This window comes from Bhargavaea sp. CC-171006 (assembly GCF_009761675.1).
GTDB classification, from domain to species: domain Bacteria; phylum Bacillota; class Bacilli; order Bacillales_A; family Planococcaceae; genus Bhargavaea; species Bhargavaea changchunensis.
The window spans coordinates 51973-74178 of sequence record NZ_QUZH01000033.1; the positions used below are offsets into that span (position 1 = coordinate 51973).

Below are 22206 nucleotides of genomic sequence, written 5' to 3' on the forward strand. Positions count from 1 at the left end.
ATCTATTGAACTGGTTTAAACGACTTCTGAACAAAGTCACCGAAGAAGAACAGACGGAAGATCTCGGAAAAACCGATTACATAGAACGAACTGAACCTGCGGAAAAAGCGGATGTCGGACGTCCGAAGTTCCGCTTCCCTTTGATACCCGATGAAGAAGATATGATTGAATCGGACCCACTTCCTCTCCCGGAGCCACCTCAGCTGAGAGAGGACCGCACAATACGCGAACCATTTGCACCTGCCGGCGGCCGCTTGCCGTTGCCGAAACATCTTCGGGCAGGCAGTCAGGAAAGCTGGAAATCCAGGGAGGATCGTTATTCACCGGAGACTCCTGTCCGGCGACAGCCAAGACTGCCGAATTCCTGGGAGGGTGCGTCCCCGATAACATCCAAAGCTCCGGGTTCCAGTCTGGACGAGCGTCCACAGCCTCCGAAACGGGTACGGGGATTTATGCCGTCCGACGTTCCTTCGCCGGTTTACGGCTATAATAAGCCGGTTGCACCGCCAGCTGCTCCTGCCAAAGTCGAGCATCCCGAAACAGGGCTTGCCGACCTGATCAGGGATCGTGAAGATGATAACGGGTCCCGCAGTGCGGATGAAGTGATCGAACAGCATCGTCCCGATACCGCATTGCCGCTGCCGAAATCCGATAAAGAAAAACAAATCGTCCGGAAAGAAAGACTCCAACCGGATGAACCCGTAAATCAACCCGCAGAAAATTCGTCAGAATTGCCACCAGCTCCTGAAGAGCTTGTGATCACTCGAGTTTCGGATCTGAAAAATCACAGTGAACAGGAAACGGCTGAGCAAAAAACGGCAGCAGAAGAATCCGGGTCGGCTGAAGCCTCTCCTTTGAAGGAAACCTTACAGGAACAGGTGGAAGTGGCCGAAGAAGTTCCTGTTTCAACGTTGCCGGAGGAAAGGCACGAAGAAGAACCGGAACAGCCGGAACAGAATTCGGAAAATGCCATTTCCGCGCCGGAAAAAGAGGCGCCAAAACAGAAGGGCGGAACGCCTTTCAATGTCGTCATGCTGAAATCCGACCGCCAGCGGCTTGAACAGCTGGAGCGTCTAAAAGGACTGAAGCCTCCGGCCATCCCGGCAGTGGATCAAAAGCCGTCCGGGATTTCCGAAGAGCGCAGGCCGGTCAAGTCTGTCCGCGAAAAGGAACCGGAAAAGGCAGAAGCCCGGGTTCAGAACGTCAGCGAGTCTGCGGATATCATCAAAAAAGAAGAACCTCCTGTCCGGCAATACCAAGAAAAGATTTCCGAACCGGTACCTGATGTTGCAGATGAACAGTTGCCGCACTATGTATTTCCTGACAGGGAATTTCTCATCGAGCCCGAAGATGAATTACAGGATTCGGAATGGATGGAATCCCAGGCGGCCAAACTGGAAGAAGCGCTGTCCTATTTTTCGGTCAAGAGCAAGGTGATTGGCATGGTCCAGGGACCGGCGGTCACACAGTTCGAACTGAAGGTCGGGCATGGAACGAAAGTGAGCAAAATCCGGAACCTGCAGGATGACCTTAAGCTTGCACTTGCAGCAAAGGATATCCGGATTCAGGCACCGATCCCCGGCAAGAGTTCGATCGGCATCGAAATTCCAAACCGGGTATCCCGCGCGGTCAGGATTTCGGAAGTGATCGGTTCTCCGGCATTCGATGAATCGGATTCCCCGCTCGAAGCGGTACTCGGTTTGGATCTGGCCGGCAGACCTTCGACCATCGATCTCAGGAAAATGCCCCACGGTCTCATAGCGGGTGCGACGGGATCAGGAAAGTCGGTCTGCATCAATTCAATTCTCACGAGCCTGCTTTATAAGGCTACGCCAGATGAACTGAGGTTGCTGCTGATCGATCCGAAAATGGTCGAACTTGCTCCATATAACCGGATTCCGCATCTGGTCAGTCCTGTCATCACGGACGTCAAGGCAGCAAATGCCGCACTGAAGTGGGCAGTGGAAGAAATGGAACGGCGCTATGAGCTGTTTGCCCATGGAGGCGTACGGGACATCGCCAGATATAATCAGAAGGCGGAGGAGCACAGGGAATTCAGCAAAAAGCTGCCGTACCTACTGATTGTGATCGACGAGCTTGCGGACCTGATGATGGTCGCGCCTGCCGAAGTGGAGGAATCGATCTGCCGGATCGCACAGAAAGCACGAGCCTGCGGCATCCATTTGGTGATTGCGACGCAGCGGCCGTCAGTGGATGTAATCACAGGACTGATCAAGGCGAATGTACCGACAAGGATCGCTTTTTCGGTATCTTCACAGGTGGATTCCCGCACGATCATTGACGTGCAGGGGGCCGAGCGGCTTCTCGGGAAAGGGGATATGCTGTATCTTGGAAATGGCATGTCTGCACCCACACGGCTACAGGGGACGTTCGTCACCGATGATGAAATTGAGCGGGTCACGGAATACGTGCGTCGCTCGGGAGAGCCGGATTACCTGTTCCGGCAGGAAGAACTGATCAAGAAGGCGGAGTCTCACGAATCCGAAGATCCGCTTTTTGAGGATGCCTGCCGGTTTATCGCGGAAGCCGGAAGCGCATCGACTTCGATGCTGCAACGAAAGTTCAGCATCGGCTACAATCGTGCTGCCCGTCTGATCGATATGCTGGAAGACAGGGGATTCGTCTCCCCGCAAAAAGGCAGCAAACCCAGGGACGTATATCTGACCCAGGAAGCAGCAACGGCAATCGAACAGCCGGGCGGACCCGCGCATACGATATGAACGGATGGAAAAAATAACACAAATGGCGTTCCGGAAGGGCACGCGTTTGGTGGTATAATCGGAGTATGGCCTTTTTGCGCCGTACACAGGGATTTCAATCCCGGGAGGTTTAGCATGACAGTTTATCATTTCACCGGAATCAAAGGGTCGGGCATGAGCTCGCTCGCCCAGATCCTGCATGACACCGGCTACGAAGTTCAAGGCTCTGACGTCGACAAATATTTCTTCACTGAAGAACCCCTGAAGGAACGGAATATCCCGGTCCTTCCGTTTGATGCGGCAAATATCCGCGAGGGACTGACAATTATTGCGGGCAACGCGTTTCCAGATGATCATCCCGAATTGGTGAGGGCACATGAGATGGGGCTGGATGTCATCCGCTACCATGAATTCCTCGGAACGTACATCGATTCCTTCGTTTCGGTAGCAGTGACCGGTTCACACGGGAAGACATCGACGACGGGCCTTCTCGCCCACGTTCTGGCCGGTTATGGCCCGACGTCCTACCTGATCGGGGACGGGACAGGGAAGGGAGATCCCGATGCGAAGTTTTTTGCGCTCGAAGCTTGTGAATACAAGCGTCATTTCCTTGCCTATGATCCGGACTACGCGATCATGACAAACATCGATTTTGACCATCCTGATTACTTTGCCGATGTCGACGATGTTTTCGACGCATTCCAGGAAATGGCCTATAAAGTGAGGAAATGTATCATCGCATGCGGCGACGATGAACAGCTCCAGCGCATCCAGGCCAACGTTCCGGTCGTCTACTATGGTTTCTCACCGGAAAATGATTTTGTTGCACATAATCTGCAGAGGAGCGAAACAGGAACGACGTTTGACGTAAGAGTCAGAAATGAAGCCTATCAGTCGTTCCATGTACCACAGCCGGGCGACCATGCAGTGCTGAATGCGCTGGCTGTCATTTCGCTCTGCAAGTATGAGAATATTCCCGCAGACATCATCCAGGACCGGCTGGATACATTCGGCGGAGTCAAGCGGCGATTCACCGAGTCGGTGATCGGCAGCAGAGTCATCATTGATGATTACGCGCACCATCCTACCGAAATCCGGGCAACCATCCAATCGGCAAGGCAGAAATACCCCGGACGGGAGCTTGTTGCGATTTTCCAGCCGCATACGTTTTCAAGGACTGCGAAGTTCATGGATGAATTTGCGGATAGTCTGAGTACAGCGGATGAGGTCTATATTGCTGAGATTTTCGGATCTGCCCGTGAACAGAACGGAGACTTGAAAGCAGAAGACCTTGCAGAGAAGATTGATGGAAGCCGGGCGATCCATGTGGACGAAGTCGATCAGCTTCTTGCCCACGAAAACGCGGTCCTCCTGTTCATGGGAGCCGGTGACGTACAGAAATATGAAAAAGCCTTCACTGAACTTGTGAAGGATGGAAAGACTGCCTGAACCACGGAACCAGTCTTCAAAGCCATCTCTCCGGATTATCGGAGTGATGGCTTTTTTTATAATGGAAAGCAAATCCGTCAGTACGCTGTCACCTGATCCAAGTTCCCCAATTCCCCGGATTACCGCTTGGCATGCCCTATTTGCGGACAGTTCCGCCTATTCATATCCGGCAGGCAAATTCGCTGTTTAGGAAGGAGTCGCAGTGGTGTATGTTGAATAGGGGGAAGGAGCGTTTATTCCCAATGGGACAGGGGTACAACGTTAGTATGAAACAGGCTTCATGAATAGGAGGAAATGGCATGGAAAATTTGTTGTACATCGCGGCGATCGTAGCGGCCGTTGCTTTTCTGATCTTATGCATCGCCCTGGCCGTGACCCTCAATTCCGTGAAAAAGACGCTGAATAACGTCGCGTCAACGGTTGATGGTCTGGAAGGCCAGATTCAGGGGCTCACAAAGGAATCAACAGAATTGCTTCACAAGACGAATCTCCTGGCGGAAGACATCCAGGAAAAGAGCCAAAAGCTTAATACAGTCGTCCAAGCCGTTCAAGGCGTCGGCGAGTCGGTCGGAAACCTCAATTCTTCCGTCCGCCGGATCACATCATCCGTAGCAGCCGAAGTAGAGCGCAATGAAGACAAAATTGCCCAAGTTGTTCAGTGGAGCAATGTAGTCATGGAGATACGTGACAAGTGGAAAGAGCGTACAGGCACGGGCAAGGACAAGGACGGCTGGAACCGATATTCCGTCCCGGAGCAGAGACGGCTTCCGGAACCTGAAAGAATTGAATCCTGACAGGCAACCGGTGGGCTGCAATAAATTAATCATTATATTAAGGGAGGAATCAACATGAGCAAAGACAAACACCTGAAACCGAACTACAATGAACCCGGCATGAACCATGATTACTACGAGGCACAGGAACAGACGGCGGCATCCGGCGTCAATACGGACTATGCAACAGATTATCCGGGCAGCAAGCCGGCCACCTATGACATGTACAATCCAAACCAATATGATTACAGCTATCGTAACAACTACAGTGATTCCTTCTATCATGAGGGACAGGAAAAAGAGGACAGCGGCGGCGGATTTATCGCAGGCGCACTGATCGGAGCGCTGATCGGTGCTGGTGCAGCACTCCTTCTTGCGCCGAAGACCGGAAAGGAAATGCGCAATGATGTGAGCAGCCAGGCCGGAACCATCAAGGAAAAAGGGATTGAGCTGACAAACGTCGCAAAAGACAAGACGTCCAACATCACCGGCACTGTGAAGGAAAAGACGGGCGACATCACCAAGAAGGTCCAGGACCAGACGAATAAAGTTGTCGATAAGGTGAAGTCGAAAAAAGGCCAGAACGCGCCTATGGATGACGGTACCGCTTCTTCCGAAGGGGAAGAACCGATTGAGCTCATCGATACAGTAGCTGAAAAAGTGGAATCGGCGATCGAAACCGGGCAGGACAAGGTCAACTCGACAGCAGAAGCACTCAAGACAGCAGTCGAGGAAAAGGAAAGCCAGGCCAAGGATATGGCAAAGAAAGCTGAAAAGAACAGCAAGTCTGCCAAGAATTCCAAGAAATCCGGCAACAGCAAAATGCCCGATACTACTGCCAATGACACCCCTAATGATCCGAGTACGAAGGATCAGCACAGCGGCAATACCCCATACAGTTACGACAACTCCGAAAATACCGGTGACAACAAAGTCATGGCGATGAATCACATCTCCAAAATTGAAAACGACAAAAAAGACAACAAAAACACTTAAATGAAAAGCCCGCCTTGGCGGGCTTTTCATTTATCAGGACATGTAATCGCTTACATCTGAAAAGAATTATTATTCAGCAAATAAGACGTGACAAAACAGTGCATCCTCTACTATAATGGGTTCATTATCTGTAAAAGGCGACTCAATGCCGCCACAGTTAATCCAATAAGAGAGGGGATACGGGAATGGGCCTGAATGATCTTGAAAGCCTTCGGGGCAAGGTGGACGAATTGAACCTGGAAATCCTGCGCCTGATCAATGAGCGTGCAGAAGTAGTCCAGGAAATCGGTAAAGTTAAGGAAAAGCAAGGTGTCAACCGTTATGACCCTCTCCGTGAGCGCCATATGTTGAACCTTCTGAAAGACAACAACAACGGTCCTGTGCCGCAGTCGACTGTTGACCATATTTTTAAAGAAATCTTCAAAACGGCACTGGAACTCCAGGAAGACGATCACCGCAAAGCGCTGCTCGTTTCCCGTAAGAAGAAACAGGAGGATACGATCGTTGAGGTGAACGGCGCTCGCATCGGCAAAGACGTGCCGACGTTCATCTTCGGGCCTTGTGCCGTCGAATCCTACGAGCAGGTGTCAACTGTAGCGGCTGCACTTGCGGCAAAGGGACAGAAACTGATCCGCGGCGGAGCTTACAAGCCACGCACTTCGCCATACGACTTCCAGGGACTCGGCCTTGAAGGTCTGAAAATCCTGAAGCGCGCGGCCGATGAGAACGGTCTCGCAGTCGTATCTGAAATCGTTACGCCGGGCCATCTTGAAGAGGCACTCGACTATGTAGATGTCATTCAGATCGGTGCCCGGAACATGCAGAACTTTGAACTTCTGAAGGCTGCCGGCCAGGTGAATAAGCCGGTCCTGCTCAAGCGGGGGCTCGCCGCGACCATTGATGAGTTCATCAATGCCGCAGAGTACATCATCTCCCAGGGCAATGATCAGATTATGCTTTGTGAGCGGGGCATCCGTACTTATGAGAAAGCGACCCGCAATACGCTCGACATCTCGGCGGTCCCAATCTTGAAGCAGGAAACACACCTTCCCGTATTTGTCGACGTAACGCACTCCACAGGCCGCCGCGACCTGCTGCTTCCGACAGCCAAGGCTGCAATTGCGGTCGGTGCAGATGGCGTCATGGCGGAAGTTCATCCGGATCCGGCAGTGGCTCTATCGGATTCCGCTCAGCAAATGAACCTTGAACAGTTCGACGAATTCTACGGGGAACTCCAAAAATTCATGAAAACCCATGCCGTTATGGCATAAAGGGGAGCCGGAACGAAAAGTTCCGGCTTTTTCGTTTAAGTTCAAGAGAATCTGTCGTAAAATGAAAGAAATAAGAAGCGTTTTCATCGGAGGGATCTTTTCATGACAGTGACGATTTATGATGTGGCGCGGGAAGCCAATGTTTCAATGGCGACCGTTTCCCGGGTGGTTAACGGAAACCCGAATGTTAAGCCGGCAACAAGAAAACGGGTGAAGGAAGCCATCGAGAAGCTCGGTTACCGCCCGAATGCGGTGGCACGGGGTCTTGCGAGCAAAAAGACAACGACGGTCGGCGTGATCATCCCGGATATCTCAAAAGGGTTCTATGCGGAACTGGCCCGCGGGATCAGTGATATCGCCACAATGTACGAATACAATATCATCCTGTCGAACTCCGACGAGAATGAGGACAAGGAGATTCGCCTGATCGAGACGATGCTCGGCAAGCAGGTGGACGGCATTGTGCTCATGAGCGATCAGATCTCTCCGGGACTCAGGGAAGAAATCAGCCGGTCAACGGTACCGGTGGTCCTGGCAGGTACGATTGATGAGACAGGCATGATTCCGTCCGTCAATATCAATTATCGGTCGGCTGCACGCGAAGCAGTTGCAAATCTGCTCGGGAATGGACATAGGGAAGTGGCGCTTGTCACCGGCCCGCTGGATACGACCATCAACCGTGACCATCTTCTCGAGGGGTACAAGGATGCCCTCCATGACTCAGGAATCGATTATGATGAAGGTCTAGTGTTTGAGGTGGAAGATTCGTATGACGCCGCACTTGAGGCGTGGCATGCGACCGATCGGCGACCGACTGCCGTGTTTGCAGGCAGTGATGAGCTGGCTATCGGGGTCATCCACGGGGTGATGGATGCCGGTCAGAAAGTGCCGGAAGACGTGGAAGTCGTAGCATTCGAAAACACGAAGCTCTCAAGGATGGTCCGCCCGAGGCTCACTTCGGTCGTTCTTCCGCTATACGATATCGGGGCCGTCTCAATGCGTCTCCTGACGAAGTACATGAGCAATGAAGAAGTCGGGGACCCGACCTTCATCCTTCCGCACCGAATCGAAGTTCGTGAATCCGCAAAATTCGATAATTGAACCAAAAAGGAGTTGCCCATGCCGGCAACTCCTTTTTCATTCATTTTTTCTCGCTTCGGATAATGTGCAGGGCTTTTTCCATCATCAGCCGGTTTTTTTCCTCGATTTCCGATTTGCGGGGAATCGGCTTGTAAAGCGGATCCGGATCTTCCCAATCCGGCATCAGCGGAACAGGTGATGCCTGGCTGTATTGTTCCAGCCACTTTTCCGGCAAAGGGCCCGTAGGGATTTCTGTTTCATTCATTGTGAGCCAGATAAGCGCCCACGCCCTGGGCACGACACGCCATATATCATAACCGCCTCCGCCTACAGCGATCCATTTGCCGCCGCAGTATTGCTCTGCAAGTTCCATGGCCACTCTCGGGATTTCACGGTAGGTCCTCATGGTCGAGTGCAGATGAGTGAGAGGATCAAAAAAATGGGCATCCGCACCGTTCTGCGTAAGGATGACATCGGGTTTGAAAAACTCGGCAATCTCCCTGACAGAAGTCCGGTACACCTCTAGAAAAGAGTCATCTTCAGTAAATGCGTCAACAGGAAAGTTAAACGAGGTTCCGTAGCCCTGGCCGCTTCCGCGCTCGGTGATCGAGCCGGTACCGGGAAAAAGATAACGGCCTGTTTCGTGGATGGATATCGTGCAGACATCCGGGTCGTCGTAGAAGCTCCACTGAACACCGTCTCCATGGTGGGCGTCGGTATCGATGTACAGGACACGTGCACCGTATTTTTCCTGCATGTATCGGATGGCGACCGAGCTGTCATTGTAGACACAGAAACCGGATGCCTTGCCGCGGAAACCGTGATGAAGGCCACCGCCAAGATTGACAGCCCGTCTGGCACGGCCTTCCATCACCTCGTCCACGGCGGTCAGCGTGCCGCCAACCAGCTGGGCACTCGCTTCATGCATATGCGGGAAAATCGGTGTGTCTTCCGTGCCAATTCCGTAATTCTCCGCGATTACCGGATCAATATCCCCATTTCCGGCCTTTTTTACGATTTCAATATATCGTTCGTCATGGATCAGTGCCAGTTCCTCATCGGTCGCCGTCCGCGGCTCGATGATGGCTGAATCAGGAAGGGCGTTGATGGAGCGCAGGAGATCGGTTGTCAGTACGAGCCGTTTCTGATTGAACGGATGCGTCTCCGAGAACTTATAGTCGAGCTGCCCCTCGGAATAGACGAAGGCGGCCCGTTTCATTGCTGCATTCCGGGTAGATTCGGCCATAGCACGTCATATCCTTCCTTGCGCAGTTCTTCGATGATTGCGAGCGGGTTCATCGTCTTGACCCGGATAACAAGGATTTTATGATCCAGTCTATCTTTATCGGGGTAGACCAGTACGCTCAATACGTTAGCATTGTGCTCGTAAAACACTTTCGAAACGCCAAATAGGACCCCGGCAACATCCGGGACGCGCACTTCAATCTGAGAACCCGGTTTGCTGGCGCCAGTAAGCTCGATATAGCGGTAGAGAAGGTCGGTCTCTGTGATGATGCCGACCACTTTTCCGGATGATACGATGGGCAGGCAGCCGATGCCATTTTCATAAAAGATCACCGCAGCCTCCTCGACGAAATCGAGCGGGTGCCCGGTCAGAGGATCTTTCGTCATGATCTCGGAAAGCGGGGTTTCATAGACGGACAGATCCTGTTTGCCGATGAGTGATGACGGGATGGCTTCCTTAAGGTCGCGGTCCGAGATGACACCGACGATGCCCCCTTCGTCATCAACGATCGGAAGGTGCCGGATTTTTTTGTCTTCCATCAGTTCACGCGCTTCTCGTATGGTGTGGCCGGGACCGAGTGTCACGACCTCCGTATTCATCATTTCCTCCAAAATCATCCCAACAACCCCCTTGAGTGAGTCAGTACATGAACCGGTTCATGAACCGGAGCTGGTCAAACTGCTGGACGGATTCCTGGTCCACGCGGTTGCCGATCCTTGCCATCAGACAGTTTGCAGGATGCGAGCTGATTTCAGGGTCGTCCGTTGCATAATAGGTGAGCCCACCGGCATTCATCATCTTTTCCATCACCTTGCGGTACTCCCATACATTCAGTTTTGTTCCCTTGAGATCCCAGTGCCAATAGTATTCTGTCGTGATGACGATGTAGTCTTCCATCTGGTCATCCATCATTGAGACTTTCAGCAACTGTTTGCCGACGCCACCACTCCGGAAGGCAGGGATGACTTCAATGGCCCCGAGTTCGATCAGGTTTTCCATTTTGCCTTCCGACCAACGCTCCAGCGGATCAGGATAAAGGAATGTCACATAGCCGACAATTGTGTTTTCATGGCGTGCTATGATAATCCGCCCCTCGGGCAGTTTCGAGATACCGATAATGGCCCGGTGCTGCTGTTCCGGCTGGCGGAAGGCAACCAGGTCTTCGTGGAATTCAAGCGATTCCAATGTTTCGGGAGAGATCGGCCCCTCGATGATTAAATCTCCAGACGGATGGGCCAGCTCCGACGAATAGTAGGTTTTCACATGTTCCAAATTGTCACCGCCTCATTATAGTGGCTATTACAGATTATACATGAATGCGCTCACATGATGGGGGAGAATTTTCTCATTTGTGTGACCACGGCCTGTACTGCGGACCAAAGATCCGACAAAAATCCTATTCCCTCTAATAGACGGCAGAATCATCATGTTGACGCTTTCCTATTATTTTAATATTCTAAACATACCGTCCGGTATGTACAATACATTGTCCGATGATGCTTATACCGGAAGGGCTTGATCGAGAAAAAGGGGAAGAGGTGCATGAAAGATGAGTGTATTGGATCTGTTCAGGCTTGACGGAAAAACGGCGATTGTCACCGGGGGAGGCAGGGGGCTCGGTGCGCAGATTGCGGAAGCCTATGCGGAGGCAGGGGCGAATGTGGTCGTCTGTTCACGGAATCTGGAGGCCTGTGAAGAGATGAGCCGAAAGTTGAGGGAGAGGGGGACGGACTCACTTGCTTTCCGCTGTGATGTCACGGACCCCGAAGAGGTAAGGGGTGTCGTGGAAGGAACTCTCGAACATTTCGGCAGAATCGATATACTCGTCAACAATAGTGGAGCCACATGGGGAGCGACCGTTGAGGAAATGCCGATCGAGGCTTGGGAAAAGGTGATTAACGTGAATGTAACAGGAACGTTCCTCATGAGCCAGGAGGCAGGAAAAGCAATGATTTCCCAGAAAGGCGGGAAAATCATTAACATCGCGTCCATTGCCGGATTTGGCGGGACACCGCCTTTTATGCAGACAATCGGCTACAACACAAGCAAAGGCGCGGTCATGACATTCACAAAAGACCTTGCTGTGAAATGGGGACGGCATGGCATTAATGTCAATGCCATCGCACCGGGCTTTTTCCCGACCAAGATGTCAAAGGTGCTGATTGAAAGAGGGAATGATGCCATTATGCAGAATACGCCTCTCGGTAGGCTGGGCAGTGACTCCGATCTGAAGGGAGCGGCTCTATTCCTTGCATCACCGGCCTCAGACTACGTTACGGGGGATATTCTCACAGTAGACGGCGGCATGCATGCTATGTGACCGGAGGAAGTTATAGACAAGTGATACGGTTCACTCAAGCACTCGGGGAGAATGACCGATGAAAGAAAAAATCATACGTGCAAGCATTACGCTTTTTGAACAGAGAGGGTTCAGTTCCACATCTGTCCAGGACATCGTCGACCTGATCGGAGCCACTAAGGGGACCTTTTATTATTATTTCAAGAGCAAAGAACAACTGCTCATGGACATTCATAGGGAGTATATTTCTGACCTGCTCAGACGGCAGGAGGTCATTCTGGAAAACGGTGATTGGTCATCTGGACAGAAACTCTCTGCCATGGTCGACATGTTAATCTCGGATATCCGAAAAAATGGCCCGAGCGCCAGAGTGTTTTTCCGCGATATCCGGCATCTGTCGGAAAAAAATATCCGCATCATTACCGAAGACCGTGACCGTTTCCGTCTGAATTTCGAAGAAATCATCCGTAAGGGGGCCGAATCCGGAGAATTCCGGAAAGACATCAGGCCCGATATGGCAGCGTTTGGAATCCTTGGACTGGCGAACTTCAGCTACAATTGGTTTGATCCGGAGGGTGAAGTAAATCCGGAAGAGTTGGCGGTTATCTATTCAGTCATGATACTTGAAGGGATCGTTGCCCGGAATTGACGACAACGCGCCGGAGGTTGGGAATCAGTGCCGAACGACCGACGCACGGGCTTGCCCGGAAACCAATAGTCCTCTCCAAGAAAGGAAGTAAATGATTCGTTCAGGTCTCTTTCCAAAGGCCCAAAAGTTAAAAGATTGCCACATATGACTCTTTTTCATGTAGAATGGTAGAGTATTCGTATAACGAAAGGGTGATTTTATGGCAACAATGGAAAAGAGCATCATGCCGGTTAAAGAGGGGGACTTTAATCTGGCGGACTATGAAAAGACCGCTAAAGAGTTCCGTTGGGAAGATGCCGAAAAGGAATTCAGCTGGTACGAGTCGGGCAAGGTGAATATCGCCTATGAAGCTGTAGACCGCCACGCCGAATCCTTCCGGAAAAATAAAGTCGCACTCTACTACAAAGACCAAAAACGGAAAGAAGCGTATACGTATGGCCAGATGAAGCGCATGACGAACAAAGCTGCGAACGTGCTGAAAGCGCATTCAACGCTTGAGATGGGTGACCGTTTGTTCATCTTCATGCCGCGCTCTCCGGAGTTGTACTTCGCACTTCTCGGAGGCCTGAAGCTGGGCACAATCGTCGGCCCGCTGTTCGAAGCTTTCATGGAAGGTGCAGTGTTTGACCGCCTGGACGACTCAGAGGCAAAGGCGATTATCACGACGCCAGACCTGTTGGAGCGGATCCCAGTCGATCGCCTTCCGAAGCTCGAGAAGGTCTTCCTGGTGGGTGAAAATATCGACGAAACCGACAAGATTGTCGACTTCAATAAACATCTGAAGGAGGCATCGGTCCACTTCGAACCGGTATGGCTCGGCAAAGAGGACGGCACGGTCCTCCACTATACTTCCGGCTCGACCGGACGCCCGAAAGGCGTGCTGCATGTCCAATACGCCATGGTCCAGCAGCTGCAGACTGCAAAATGGGTGCTGGATCTGAAAGAAACGGATGTTTATTGGTGCACGGCAGACCCGGGCTGGGTTACCGGAACTGCTTACGGGGTGTTCGGCCCGATGCTGGCCGGCGCGACGTCGCTCATTGTCGGAGGACGTTTCAAGACTGAGGACTGGTACCAGGCGATCGAGGACTATGGCGTAACAGTCTGGTATTCCGCGCCAACTGCGTTCCGCATGCTGATGGGTGCCGGGAATGAGCTGATCAAGGACTTTGATCTTTCATCCCTCCGGCATGTTCTTTCGGTCGGCGAGCCGCTGAACCCGGAAGTTGTGAAGTGGGGACTTGAAGTATTCGATAAGCGCATCCATGATACTTGGTGGATGACGGAAACAGGTGCCCAGATGATCGTCAACTTCGGTTCGATGCCGATCAAACCGGGTTCGATGGGCAAACCGGTACCAGGCATCGAAGCGGCGATCGTCGACGATCAGGGCAAAGTGCTCCCACCTAACTCTATGGGGAACCTCGCGCTGAAAAAAGGCTGGCCTGCGATGATGAGGAAAATATGGAACAACCAAGAAAAGTATGACTCGTACTTCCTGAACAACGAGTGGTACGTTTCCGGAGACTCCGCCTATATGGATGAGGACGGCTACTTCTGGTTCCAGGGACGTGTCGATGATGTCATCATGACATCGGGCGAACGGGTTGGTCCATTTGAAGTCGAGAGCAAGCTGATCGAGCACCCGGCGATCGTGGAAGCCGGTGTCATCGGCAAGCCGGATCCGGTGCGCGGTGAAATCATCAAAGCGTTTGTCGCCCTTTATGACGGCTACGAGCCGACGGACGAGCTAAAGGAAGATATCCGCCAGTTCGTCAAGAAGGGTCTCGCTGCCCATGCGGCACCGCGTGAAATCGAATTTAAGGACAAGCTTCCGAAAACCCGGAGCGGCAAGATCATGCGCCGTGTGCTGAAAGCCTGGGAGCTCGACCTTCCGACAGGCGACCTGTCGACAATGGAAGATTAAAATCACCATCATCAACATCATAAAAAGCAGGCAGGGATTTTTCCTGCCTGCTTTTTATGATAGGGAAAACGGGGAGTGGTGCCCCGCTTAACCTGCCTCCATAAAATGTCCGATACCCAGAAAGGTTCCTGATGCATAAAAACCCGGCATCCCTTTTCGGGATGCCGGGAAAATGATGGAGAATCAGTCGCCATTTCCGTTGTTTTCATCTTTCGGTTTTTCTTCTTTTTTCTCTTCTTTCTTGTTGTCTCCATTTTCTTTGCCGCTATCGGAATCGCCGTTTCCGCTTTGGTCGCCGGATTGGTCTTTTTGGGGTTTCTTCTCTTCTTTGTCTTTATCCTTGTCCTTGTCTTGAGGCGGTGTGTCGTTCCCGGAATTGTTATCGCTGTTTTTATCAGCCGGCTTCTCGTCTTTGGGTTCACCTTTTGGTTCAGGCGCATCAGCCTTGATGACGTTTGACGGGCCTGACAGCTGTCCGGTGATATCAACGGCTCGGACGCTGTAGGTGCCAGGTGACGATGCATTTACACTATAGGATCCGCCATATGCCACTGATGCAATTTTCTTGTCATCTTTGTAGACATAGTAGCCGACCACATCAGCGGAAGGGGAGTTGCTCCAGACGATGTTACCTCCCGAGCGTGAGGCGCCGGGTGCGACCGGAGCGCCGTCAATGCCGCTGTAGCTGCGTGCGGAGACGATATTGGTTCCGAACTTGGACCCGTTCGGGAAAAGTCCTGCCGGGTCACCGCCGTAAGGCGATAGCATGCGGTCCACGAAATCTTTGTTGATTCCTGCAGCACCGCTCTGGACGAATTCCTTCGGTGTCGACGGGAGGGCCTGATAGCGGGTTCCGCCTGCTATGACAAAGGAACCTCCTCCTGCACCGAAACTGTCGTCCGGCTTGTTCGGTACGTAAGTGTGGGCGTTGAACAGGTCAGAACGTACGAGCCCGGCCTTCTTGCAGGCCTCGGATGGTGCAAGGCCCGAGATTCCGCAGAAGGAGCGGGTAACGACACCTTCCGGTTGCTGGAACCGTTCGCCTGCCGCCACAATGTCCGGAGCTACTTCATTCATGCCGTTCATGAGCCGCGCGAACAGCTTGTTCACCCGAGTGCTCGGCTGCAGGTCGCCTGATGTCATTCTTCCAAGGTTATACTTCTTCTCGTTATCATAGCCGAGCCAGACACCGAGCGTGACATTCGGGTTGTATCCCATCATCCAGACGTCTCTATAGTTGTTGGTCGTACCACTCTTGGCCGCGAGATCGGATCTGAAATTCAGTTCGCGTCCCATGATGATGGCCGTACCGGATGATACCGTATCTCTCAGCATGTCAGTGACAAGATATGCCGTCTGCGGGCTGAATACGTCAACCGGCTCCGTCTTGTGTTCGTAGACCAGGGTGCCTTCGCTGTCTTCGATTCGCTCGATGATGTATGGCTTCACGAACTTTCCGCCGTTGGCAAGGGTTGAGAACCCGCCGACGTTCTGTTCGACGGATGCCGAGTAGACACCGAGCGCGGCGGAAGGGACGTTCCGCTGCGTATCTGCTATTTTGTTGAAATTCATCTTGTCGAGGAACTGGGTCGGGTCTTTGTCCGCGATCTTACCGAGTGTCCGGACGGCAGCCAGGTTATAGGATTTGGAAAGCGCCTCACGAGCAGGAACAATCCCGTATTGGCGGGCAGCGAAGAAGTTCTTCGGCTCCCAGCCCCCGATATTGGCCCAGACGTCCACGACCGGGCTGCCCGCGCCGATCATGCCAAATTCAATCGCAGGTCCGTATACAAGCAGCGGTTTGACGGATGATCCTACCTGCCTGAAAGCACTGGTCGCATGGTTGGTCTGCTCAATCTCATGGTCACGGCCGCCCACAAAGGCGAGGATGCGGCCGGTGCCGTTTTCCACAGCCATGGATCCGACCTCGACGGGATTGAGCTCTTCGACCGATTCGCCGGTCTCGTTGTCGACTTTTGTCTCGGTCAGCGTAGGCCCGTAATACTCAAAGTTGTTCTTGATTTCCTGGAAGCGGTCATACAGGTCCTTTTTGATAGTTGAGTGGATCCGATAGCCGCCGCTTTCCAGGTCCCGTGCCGCCAGCTGCATATACTTGGCAAGGAGTTCAGATTCTTCGTCGAGCCTTGCCGGATCGATCCCATCCTTTTCAGCGAGGATCCGGGCGATGATCTCTTTTGCACGAGCCTGGATTTCAGGGGTCAGGAACGGATAACGTTCCGTTGCGCGCTGCTCCGGCTGTTTGAAGTCCTTTGTGATGTCATAGACGACAGCCTGTTCATATTCTTCCTGGGTGATGTAGCCGGTCTCCTTCATCCTGAACAGGACGGTTTTCATCCGCTCGATGCCCGGTTCAAGCTCTTCCGGTGTCTTCATACCCCGCTGGCCCGAATAAAACGGGGTGTAGAGGAATGGGGCTTGGGGAAGGCCGGCGATATAAGCCGACTGAGGAAGATTGAGTTCCTTCGGAGTGATGCCGAACAGCCCCTCCGCAGCTGTCGCGACACCGGCGATGTTCTGGCCTGATGCGTTGCGGCCATAAGGGATGATGTTCAGGTAGGCCTCTAGGATCTCATCCTTATTCATGAATTTCTCGAGGCGCATCGCCAGGAGAATCTCCTTCGCCTTCCGCTCGTAGGACACTTCGTTCGTCAGGATCTGGTTCTTGATCAGCTGCTGGGTCAGCGTCGAGCCCCCTGTCTGGGAGTCGGCGTTCGTCACGTCCTGGAACAGTCCCCGGAGAATCGCTTTAGGAACGATCCCCTCGTGTTCGCCGAAGTATTCGTCTTCGGTCGCAAGCACCGCATTGATGAGGTGAGGGGAAACGTCGCCGAGCTTGGTCTCCCTCCGCTCGATATCCGCATTGACTTTGCCGAGATAGACCCCGTCGGCAAAGTACAATTCGGACGTTTCCTCATAGGTCAGAACGGTCTGCCGCATTTCGTCCTTTGTTCGGAGAGGTTCTTCAACAACAAGCGAAGCGAAATAGCCCGCTCCGACAGAACCGGCGAAGATTCCGAGCAGAACCCCCGTGACCCCGAAGAGGAGAAGAAGATTCCAGGCAACGCCCGATCCGATTCTGAGCCGCCTGCCCCATTGCGTTTCCTGGAACTCCGCGACTTTCTCTTCAATATATTTAAATGGATTTTTTGATTCCACAGGATCCCCCCTTAAAATCTCGTCATATTATACCATAATACAACGTGGTTCCGGGAACCTATTGGCAGCACTGGCTCGGCGGCCGATCGGCGTATGGGCTCCCCCAAAATCTCCCCCAATTCATAGATTTAGGGCGTTTGCGAACAGGGTGACGGACTCTTCTTTCAAGTCATCAATAGCATGTCCATAAATCTTCATAATCATTTCGGCAGTGTTTCCTAAACGTTCAGCGACATCATGGACCGGCAGACCCTGGGTGAGTAGCAAGGTGGCATGGGTATGACGCAACCCGTGAAGGGTGATGTTTGGTATCCCTAAGTCGTGGCGCCTCAGAAAATCTTTTAGGTAACGTTGGCAGGCGGAAGCGCTGATCGGGACGCTTTGAGTTGAGACAAAGGCAAAATCACTTTCGGAGTGACCTTTCCCATGCCGCAGTTTTAGAGCCTTGGTCCAAAGCTTGTAGCTCACCAGCATGTCGATGATTTGGCTATCAATCATAATGGTTCGCTGACTGTTTAGCGTCTTCGGGGACCGGACCCCTTTGGTGTCCCGCGTCCTGTTCACTGTGATGGTCCTTTTTTGTGCGTCGATATCCTCCCAGGTGAGACCAAGCGCTTCACCTAACCGCAATCCAGAGTATGCCAGAAGATGAAAGAGGGCGCTATGGGTGGGCAGCGCATGATCACTGACCGCCTTTAAGAAAGCATTTAACTGCCTTGCATCGAGAAAGGCGGTCTTTTTCCTCGTCTCATCGACGGACATCCCACTAAACCGATTCCTCGGAAGGTATTCGTCGTCAACGGCTGCATTCACCACGATCATGAAGGTCTGATGATAAAGGTGAACGGTCCGTTGAGCCAGCTTCTGATGCAGGACATTAAGAAATTCTCGTTCATAGGTGGTCCTGTCGAGAGAGGATAACTTATATCTTCCTATTAAAGGCTTAATATAATTATTAATTATACCCTCCCGATGATCCCGTGTGGATACCTTCCATTTATGTTGTTTCGTGTCGAACCAGATATCTACCCATTCGGATACCGTCATGTTCGATTTTTCGATTTGCCGAGTCTCTCCGTTAAATATGGATGCCTTTACTTCAAGTAGGGCGCGAATGGCCGCATTTTCCGAAGGCAGTCCCTGTTTCGACTTCTCCCGCCGTTTGCCAAGGGCATCGTAATATCGCATCCGGTAGCCCCACTTCTTTTCCTTCTTGCCAGTGTAGTAATAGAAAACTTCCTTCTCCTTCTTCGATGGGAATCGTTCCATCTCATTGATCTCCCTTTCTTTCGCGTGGACAGACGCATGTGGGGGAGGGGACGGAAGTGTTGACATCACCCCCTTTCTGGATACCTATTCATTCGTCATCATCGATCTGTTTCCACCGGCGAGTAGTCGGATCAATCCATTTCTCTACTTCGACAAATGATCTACCGTCCAAGTCTTTAAAACGTCCGAGAATAGGCAAGAGGCCAATTTTATACTTCGGATGCTCCTGGAGTTTTTCGAACTCAACAAATTTTGATTTCTTTTTCAATGGACCCAGCTCCTTTGTAGGTGGTTTCTTATGTACTGGTGCAGTCGTCGACGGGCAAATTCGGGTTCGACGCAAAACGTCGAGCACAGCATATCCACTGCGGCCGCCTCGTGGTCCGGGAGATCCAATTGCATGAGCATGGACGTCGGGATGCAGGCGTGCCGCGCGAATATCTCTGCCTTCTCTTCCTGGTAATCCCGGAATGGGGGAGGCAGCTGGATTTGATTACCGACATGCCAGAGGGCGTGGCAAAGTTCGTGGTTAAAGGCTTGCCATTGTTCAGGTTCAGAAAGTCGCTCGTCTACAGTGATTAAACCATCCATGTAGACTGACGGGGCAGGGGTGTACAGAATGCTCAGGCCAAGCCGGGCGGCGATTGATTCAGGATCGAGCTGGACAGGACGATAAATATCTATGGATTCATACAAGACATGCACGTAATCCTCGATGGTGGTATATGTATATCTCATCGAGATCACTCCTTTTGGGAACGTATGTTCTATTTTAGGTTTAAAAGAAAAGCCCGAAAACGGGCTGGAGAAAACTTACTTCAAATCGATAGTAACAGGATGGTCTTCTGTGAAATCCATATCATCCCATGAGAAAACATGGAGAACCATTTCGATATTTTCTTCTAATGAAGGAAGATCACCTTCGTAGTTTTCGATAGTTAGAACAGCATCGGCTAGCTTTCCACCTGCTACTTCTTGACTCATGTTCAGCATCATATCGTCCACCATTTTGCCGTCTGCAGAAACTTCATTCGCTTGGAATTCAAGAGTATCGTCACGCTTATTTTCTACTTCAAATGTGACGTTGAATTTTTCTTCGTCCCATTCTTTATCTATGATATGTTCTGCTTTCACAAGTGTCGCTTTAATGTTTTCATTATCGACAATTACTTCGTTGTACTCCTTGGAGAAAGCCTCATCAGCTTTATCTTCGGTAGCTTTTTCGTCAGTAGCTTCTTCTGCAGGGGCTTGTTCTTCAGATGCATCGTTTTTGTTAGCTTCATCCTCGGAGCCTTCCTCAGTTGAGCCGCAAGCCGACAGAGTTACGGCGCTACCCATGAGTAATGCAATCAACCATTTGTTCATTTCTATCTCTCCCCTTTAGGTGTTATCTCCTAAACTATACACAATTTGCACCAATTCTTCTATATTCCAGTCACAATTTATCCTTTAGCTTCTCATAAATCGGCGCATACTTCGGAAGTTCTTCTACTATATCCTCTGGCCGGTCATGGAACGCCAGGTCCTTCCGCTGAAGGAACCAGTCGAGAACCTTCTGATAGTACGGAGTAAGTTCCTCATACTTTTCATCCGGAATGCCCATTCGGACGTGCAGCGGGACTTCTTTTGGCTCCGCTGGTTTGCTGCCGGCCATCTCAGGAATGTCGGTGCGGCCCAGGAGGTAGTCGGTAGAGACGCCAAAGTAATCAGCTATTCTGGCCAGGGTTTTGTTGTCTGGCTCTCTATTCCCTTGTTCGTACATGGCATAGGTTGTGCGTGCGACACCAACCTTCTCGGCCATTTGAGCTTGGGTTAACTTTTCTTGGTTTCTTAATAATTTCAATCGTTTAGTCAGCAAGTCGTTTTCCCCCTGTACGACTATTATACCTACACAATATGTGTATTAAATAGATTTACACGAAATGAGTAAGAAATAGTTGACATTACACATAGGGTGTATTATGATTCTATCAACAGCTACACAGACCGTGTAAAAAAGGAGGTGCAATGATGAGAGAGTGGCTGAAAGAGAAGCGAGAAAAGAAAAATCTCACCCAAGAACAGGTCGCTATAAAAGTCGGGGTCGCACGCACCACTTATGCGATGTACGAGCAGGGTCGGCGCAATCCTGATGTGGGTGTGGCTGTTAGAATCGGTGATTTACTCAAATTCAAGTGGACGCTTTTTTTTGAAGAAGAAGTACACGAAGCGCGTAAAAAGCAGGAGGTTTCCTGAACATTTAAGACTGGATGAGGAGGCGAAACAATGAACGAACTGATTCCAACTCAAGAGACCAACGAAGGTCAAATCATCGTGAGCGGTCGTGATCTTCATGATTTCCTGGAAGTAAAAACCGAGTATCGTAAATGGATCGGTCGGATGATCGAGTATGGATTCACAGAGAATGCAGATTTCATAAGGGTGACCCAAAAATGTCCGACCCCTGGTGGTGTACAAGAAATAGCCGATCATCATATCCGCCTCGACATGGCGAAGGAAATCTCCATGCTCCAAAGGAACGAGCGCGGGAAGATGGCCAGACAGTATTTCATAGAAATCGAACGCCGTTGGAACAGTCCGGAAATGGTCATGAAGCGAGCCATGGATTATCTGAACGCTCAGGTTCAAAAGCTGACCACTCAAAATCTCGTGCTTGAACAGCAAGTGAAAGAGTTCCAGCCAAAAGCTAGTTACTATGATTTGATTCTGCAGAATAAGTCGGTGATCTCAGTAAGTCAGATTGCTAAGGATTACGGGATGGGCGCGCCAACACTCAACCGTAAACTCAAGGACCTAGGCGTTCAATACAAGCAGGGCGGTGTGTGGCTGCTTTACGCAAAGTATCAGGACAAGGGATACACCAGCACCAAAACCCACGCTATAGATAGTGAAAAGTCAAAACTTCATACCTATTGGACTCAAAAAGGACGGTTGTTCATCTACGACCTGCTGAAAAGCCAGGGTATCTTGCCGGTCATCGAGCGAGAACAAATTAGCTGAGGGGAGGGGTTCACATGGGTTTGGCTCAAGTCCAACTGGATGAGCAGGAGATCCAGCGACAGATCAATGAGCGCCTGGATCAAATATTCCGAGACACTCTAATTTTGTGGGACATCAATGAGATGAGCAAGCGGCTCTGCATGAGCAAGTCATTCTTGGAAGAGAATATTCTGCACGATCCTCGGATGCGGCTGCTGGAACGCCGGAAGCAAAACGGGAAGCGCTTCTGGTACTACGAACAGTCGGTGCAAGTCATTAAGCAAATCATGGATGAATGGTGATTAAAAACTAAGCGTGGACAGACGTAAAAAAAATGGGGAGGGGGCCGGGAAGACCGGCCATAAGAGGAG

General features: G+C 51.4%; 21 protein-coding genes. 12 read left to right on the forward strand and 9 right to left on the reverse strand.

The genetic code is table 11. The features are described 5' to 3' along the window. The first annotated feature begins 5 nt into the window (after nucleotides 1-5). The 6 genes from DZC51_RS15100 to ccpA all read left to right on the forward strand — a co-directional run bounded on the left by DZC51_RS15100 (nucleotide 6) and on the right by ccpA (nucleotide 8310). Nucleotides 6-2741 (forward strand): DNA translocase FtsK, encoded by a 2736-nt coding sequence (locus DZC51_RS15100; RefSeq protein WP_157297311.1) that lies wholly within the window; start codon nucleotides 6-8, stop codon nucleotides 2739-2741. A gap of 114 nt (nucleotides 2742-2855) precedes the next feature. Further along, nucleotides 2856-4169, forward strand: a complete 1314-nt coding sequence (gene murC, locus DZC51_RS15105) for a UDP-N-acetylmuramate--L-alanine ligase (RefSeq protein ID WP_157297313.1) — start codon at nucleotides 2856-2858, stop codon at nucleotides 4167-4169. 299 nt (nucleotides 4170-4468) lie between these two features. Continuing rightward, nucleotides 4469-4963, forward strand: coding sequence for a DUF948 domain-containing protein (locus DZC51_RS15110; protein ID WP_157297315.1), 495 nt, complete (start codon nucleotides 4469-4471; stop codon nucleotides 4961-4963). 54 nt (nucleotides 4964-5017) lie between these two features. After that, nucleotides 5018-5938: a YtxH domain-containing protein gene (locus tag DZC51_RS15115; protein WP_157297317.1), complete on the forward strand. Its 921-nt coding sequence runs from the start codon at nucleotides 5018-5020 to the stop codon at nucleotides 5936-5938. 185 nt (nucleotides 5939-6123) lie between these two features. Further along, nucleotides 6124-7209, forward strand: coding sequence for a bifunctional 3-deoxy-7-phosphoheptulonate synthase/chorismate mutase (locus DZC51_RS15120; RefSeq protein ID WP_157297318.1), 1086 nt, complete (start codon nucleotides 6124-6126; stop codon nucleotides 7207-7209). Between the two features lie 102 nt (nucleotides 7210-7311). Further along, entirely contained in the window at nucleotides 7312-8310 is a 999-nt protein-coding gene (gene ccpA, locus DZC51_RS15125; RefSeq protein ID WP_157297319.1) for a catabolite control protein A, read from the forward strand. A 40-nt stretch (nucleotides 8311-8350) separates the two neighbouring features. Here the strand turns inward: ccpA and DZC51_RS15130 are convergent, their stop codons facing one another. Genes DZC51_RS15130 through DZC51_RS15140 form a run of 3 tightly spaced genes read right to left on the reverse strand, consistent with a single transcriptional unit; the run spans nucleotide 8351 to nucleotide 10807 of the window. Then, a complete protein-coding gene (locus tag DZC51_RS15130) occupies nucleotides 8351-9508 on the reverse strand; it encodes an acetoin utilization protein AcuC (RefSeq protein WP_157297320.1) in 1158 nt (385 codons plus the stop codon). Then, nucleotides 9505-10152: an acetoin utilization AcuB family protein gene (locus DZC51_RS15135; protein ID WP_157297321.1), complete on the reverse strand. Its 648-nt coding sequence runs from the start codon at nucleotides 10150-10152 to the stop codon at nucleotides 9505-9507. Before DZC51_RS15135 ends, DZC51_RS15130 begins: the two co-directional genes overlap by 4 nt. Before the next feature lie 22 nt (nucleotides 10153-10174). After that, a complete protein-coding gene (locus tag DZC51_RS15140) occupies nucleotides 10175-10807 on the reverse strand; it encodes a GNAT family N-acetyltransferase (RefSeq protein WP_157297322.1) in 633 nt (210 codons plus the stop codon). A gap of 277 nt (nucleotides 10808-11084) precedes the next feature. On the opposite strand from DZC51_RS15140, the gene DZC51_RS15145 reads away from it, so the two are divergent. The 3 genes from DZC51_RS15145 (at nucleotide 11085) to acsA (ending at nucleotide 14410) form a co-directional block, all read left to right on the forward strand. Next, complete coding sequence (locus DZC51_RS15145) at nucleotides 11085-11855, forward strand: SDR family oxidoreductase (RefSeq protein ID WP_157297323.1); 771 nt, start codon at nucleotides 11085-11087, stop codon at nucleotides 11853-11855. A gap of 58 nt (nucleotides 11856-11913) precedes the next feature. Beyond that, complete coding sequence (locus DZC51_RS15150; protein WP_157297325.1) at nucleotides 11914-12483, forward strand: TetR/AcrR family transcriptional regulator; 570 nt, start codon at nucleotides 11914-11916, stop codon at nucleotides 12481-12483. A 199-nt stretch (nucleotides 12484-12682) separates the two neighbouring features. After that, entirely contained in the window at nucleotides 12683-14410 is a 1728-nt protein-coding gene (gene acsA, locus DZC51_RS15155; RefSeq protein WP_370513702.1) for an acetate--CoA ligase, read from the forward strand. A gap of 183 nt (nucleotides 14411-14593) precedes the next feature. On the opposite strand, the gene DZC51_RS15160 is transcribed toward acsA, so the two are convergent. The 6 genes from DZC51_RS15160 to DZC51_RS15185 all read right to left on the reverse strand — a co-directional run bounded on the left by DZC51_RS15160 (nucleotide 14594) and on the right by DZC51_RS15185 (nucleotide 20714). Next, nucleotides 14594-17587: a transglycosylase domain-containing protein gene (locus DZC51_RS15160; protein WP_157297327.1), complete on the reverse strand. Its 2994-nt coding sequence runs from the start codon at nucleotides 17585-17587 to the stop codon at nucleotides 14594-14596. Nucleotides 17588-17707: 120 nt separating this feature from the next. After that, the gene (locus tag DZC51_RS15165) at nucleotides 17708-18856 is read right to left on the reverse strand and encodes a tyrosine-type recombinase/integrase (protein WP_198304135.1); all 1149 of its coding nucleotides are present in this window, start codon (nucleotides 18854-18856) and stop codon (nucleotides 17708-17710) included. 88 nt (nucleotides 18857-18944) lie between these two features. Beyond that, nucleotides 18945-19124, reverse strand: a complete 180-nt coding sequence (locus DZC51_RS15170) for a hypothetical protein (protein WP_157297330.1) — start codon at nucleotides 19122-19124, stop codon at nucleotides 18945-18947. Next, nucleotides 19121-19594, reverse strand: a complete 474-nt coding sequence (locus DZC51_RS15175; RefSeq protein WP_157297331.1) for an ImmA/IrrE family metallo-endopeptidase — start codon at nucleotides 19592-19594, stop codon at nucleotides 19121-19123. The genes DZC51_RS15170 and DZC51_RS15175 overlap by 4 nt, the downstream gene beginning before the upstream one ends. A 75-nt stretch (nucleotides 19595-19669) precedes the next feature. Then, a complete protein-coding gene (locus DZC51_RS15180; protein WP_157297332.1) occupies nucleotides 19670-20221 on the reverse strand; it encodes a hypothetical protein in 552 nt (183 codons plus the stop codon). A 70-nt stretch (nucleotides 20222-20291) separates the two neighbouring features. Beyond that, a complete protein-coding gene (locus DZC51_RS15185) occupies nucleotides 20292-20714 on the reverse strand; it encodes a helix-turn-helix domain-containing protein (protein ID WP_157297333.1) in 423 nt (140 codons plus the stop codon). A 152-nt stretch (nucleotides 20715-20866) separates the two neighbouring features. Here DZC51_RS15185 and DZC51_RS15190 point away from each other — a divergent pair, with 152 nt between their 5' ends. From DZC51_RS15190 to DZC51_RS15200, 3 genes are read left to right on the forward strand one after another with little or no spacing between them, the layout of a single operon-like run. Beyond that, nucleotides 20867-21091 (forward strand): helix-turn-helix transcriptional regulator, encoded by a 225-nt coding sequence (locus tag DZC51_RS15190; protein ID WP_157297334.1) that lies wholly within the window; start codon nucleotides 20867-20869, stop codon nucleotides 21089-21091. 30 nt (nucleotides 21092-21121) lie between these two features. Next, a complete protein-coding gene (locus tag DZC51_RS15195; protein ID WP_157297335.1) occupies nucleotides 21122-21856 on the forward strand; it encodes a phage antirepressor KilAC domain-containing protein in 735 nt (244 codons plus the stop codon). Between the two features lie 14 nt (nucleotides 21857-21870). Further along, complete coding sequence (locus DZC51_RS15200; RefSeq protein ID WP_157297336.1) at nucleotides 21871-22137, forward strand: hypothetical protein; 267 nt, start codon at nucleotides 21871-21873, stop codon at nucleotides 22135-22137. The last annotated feature ends 69 nt before the right edge of the window (nucleotides 22138-22206 follow it).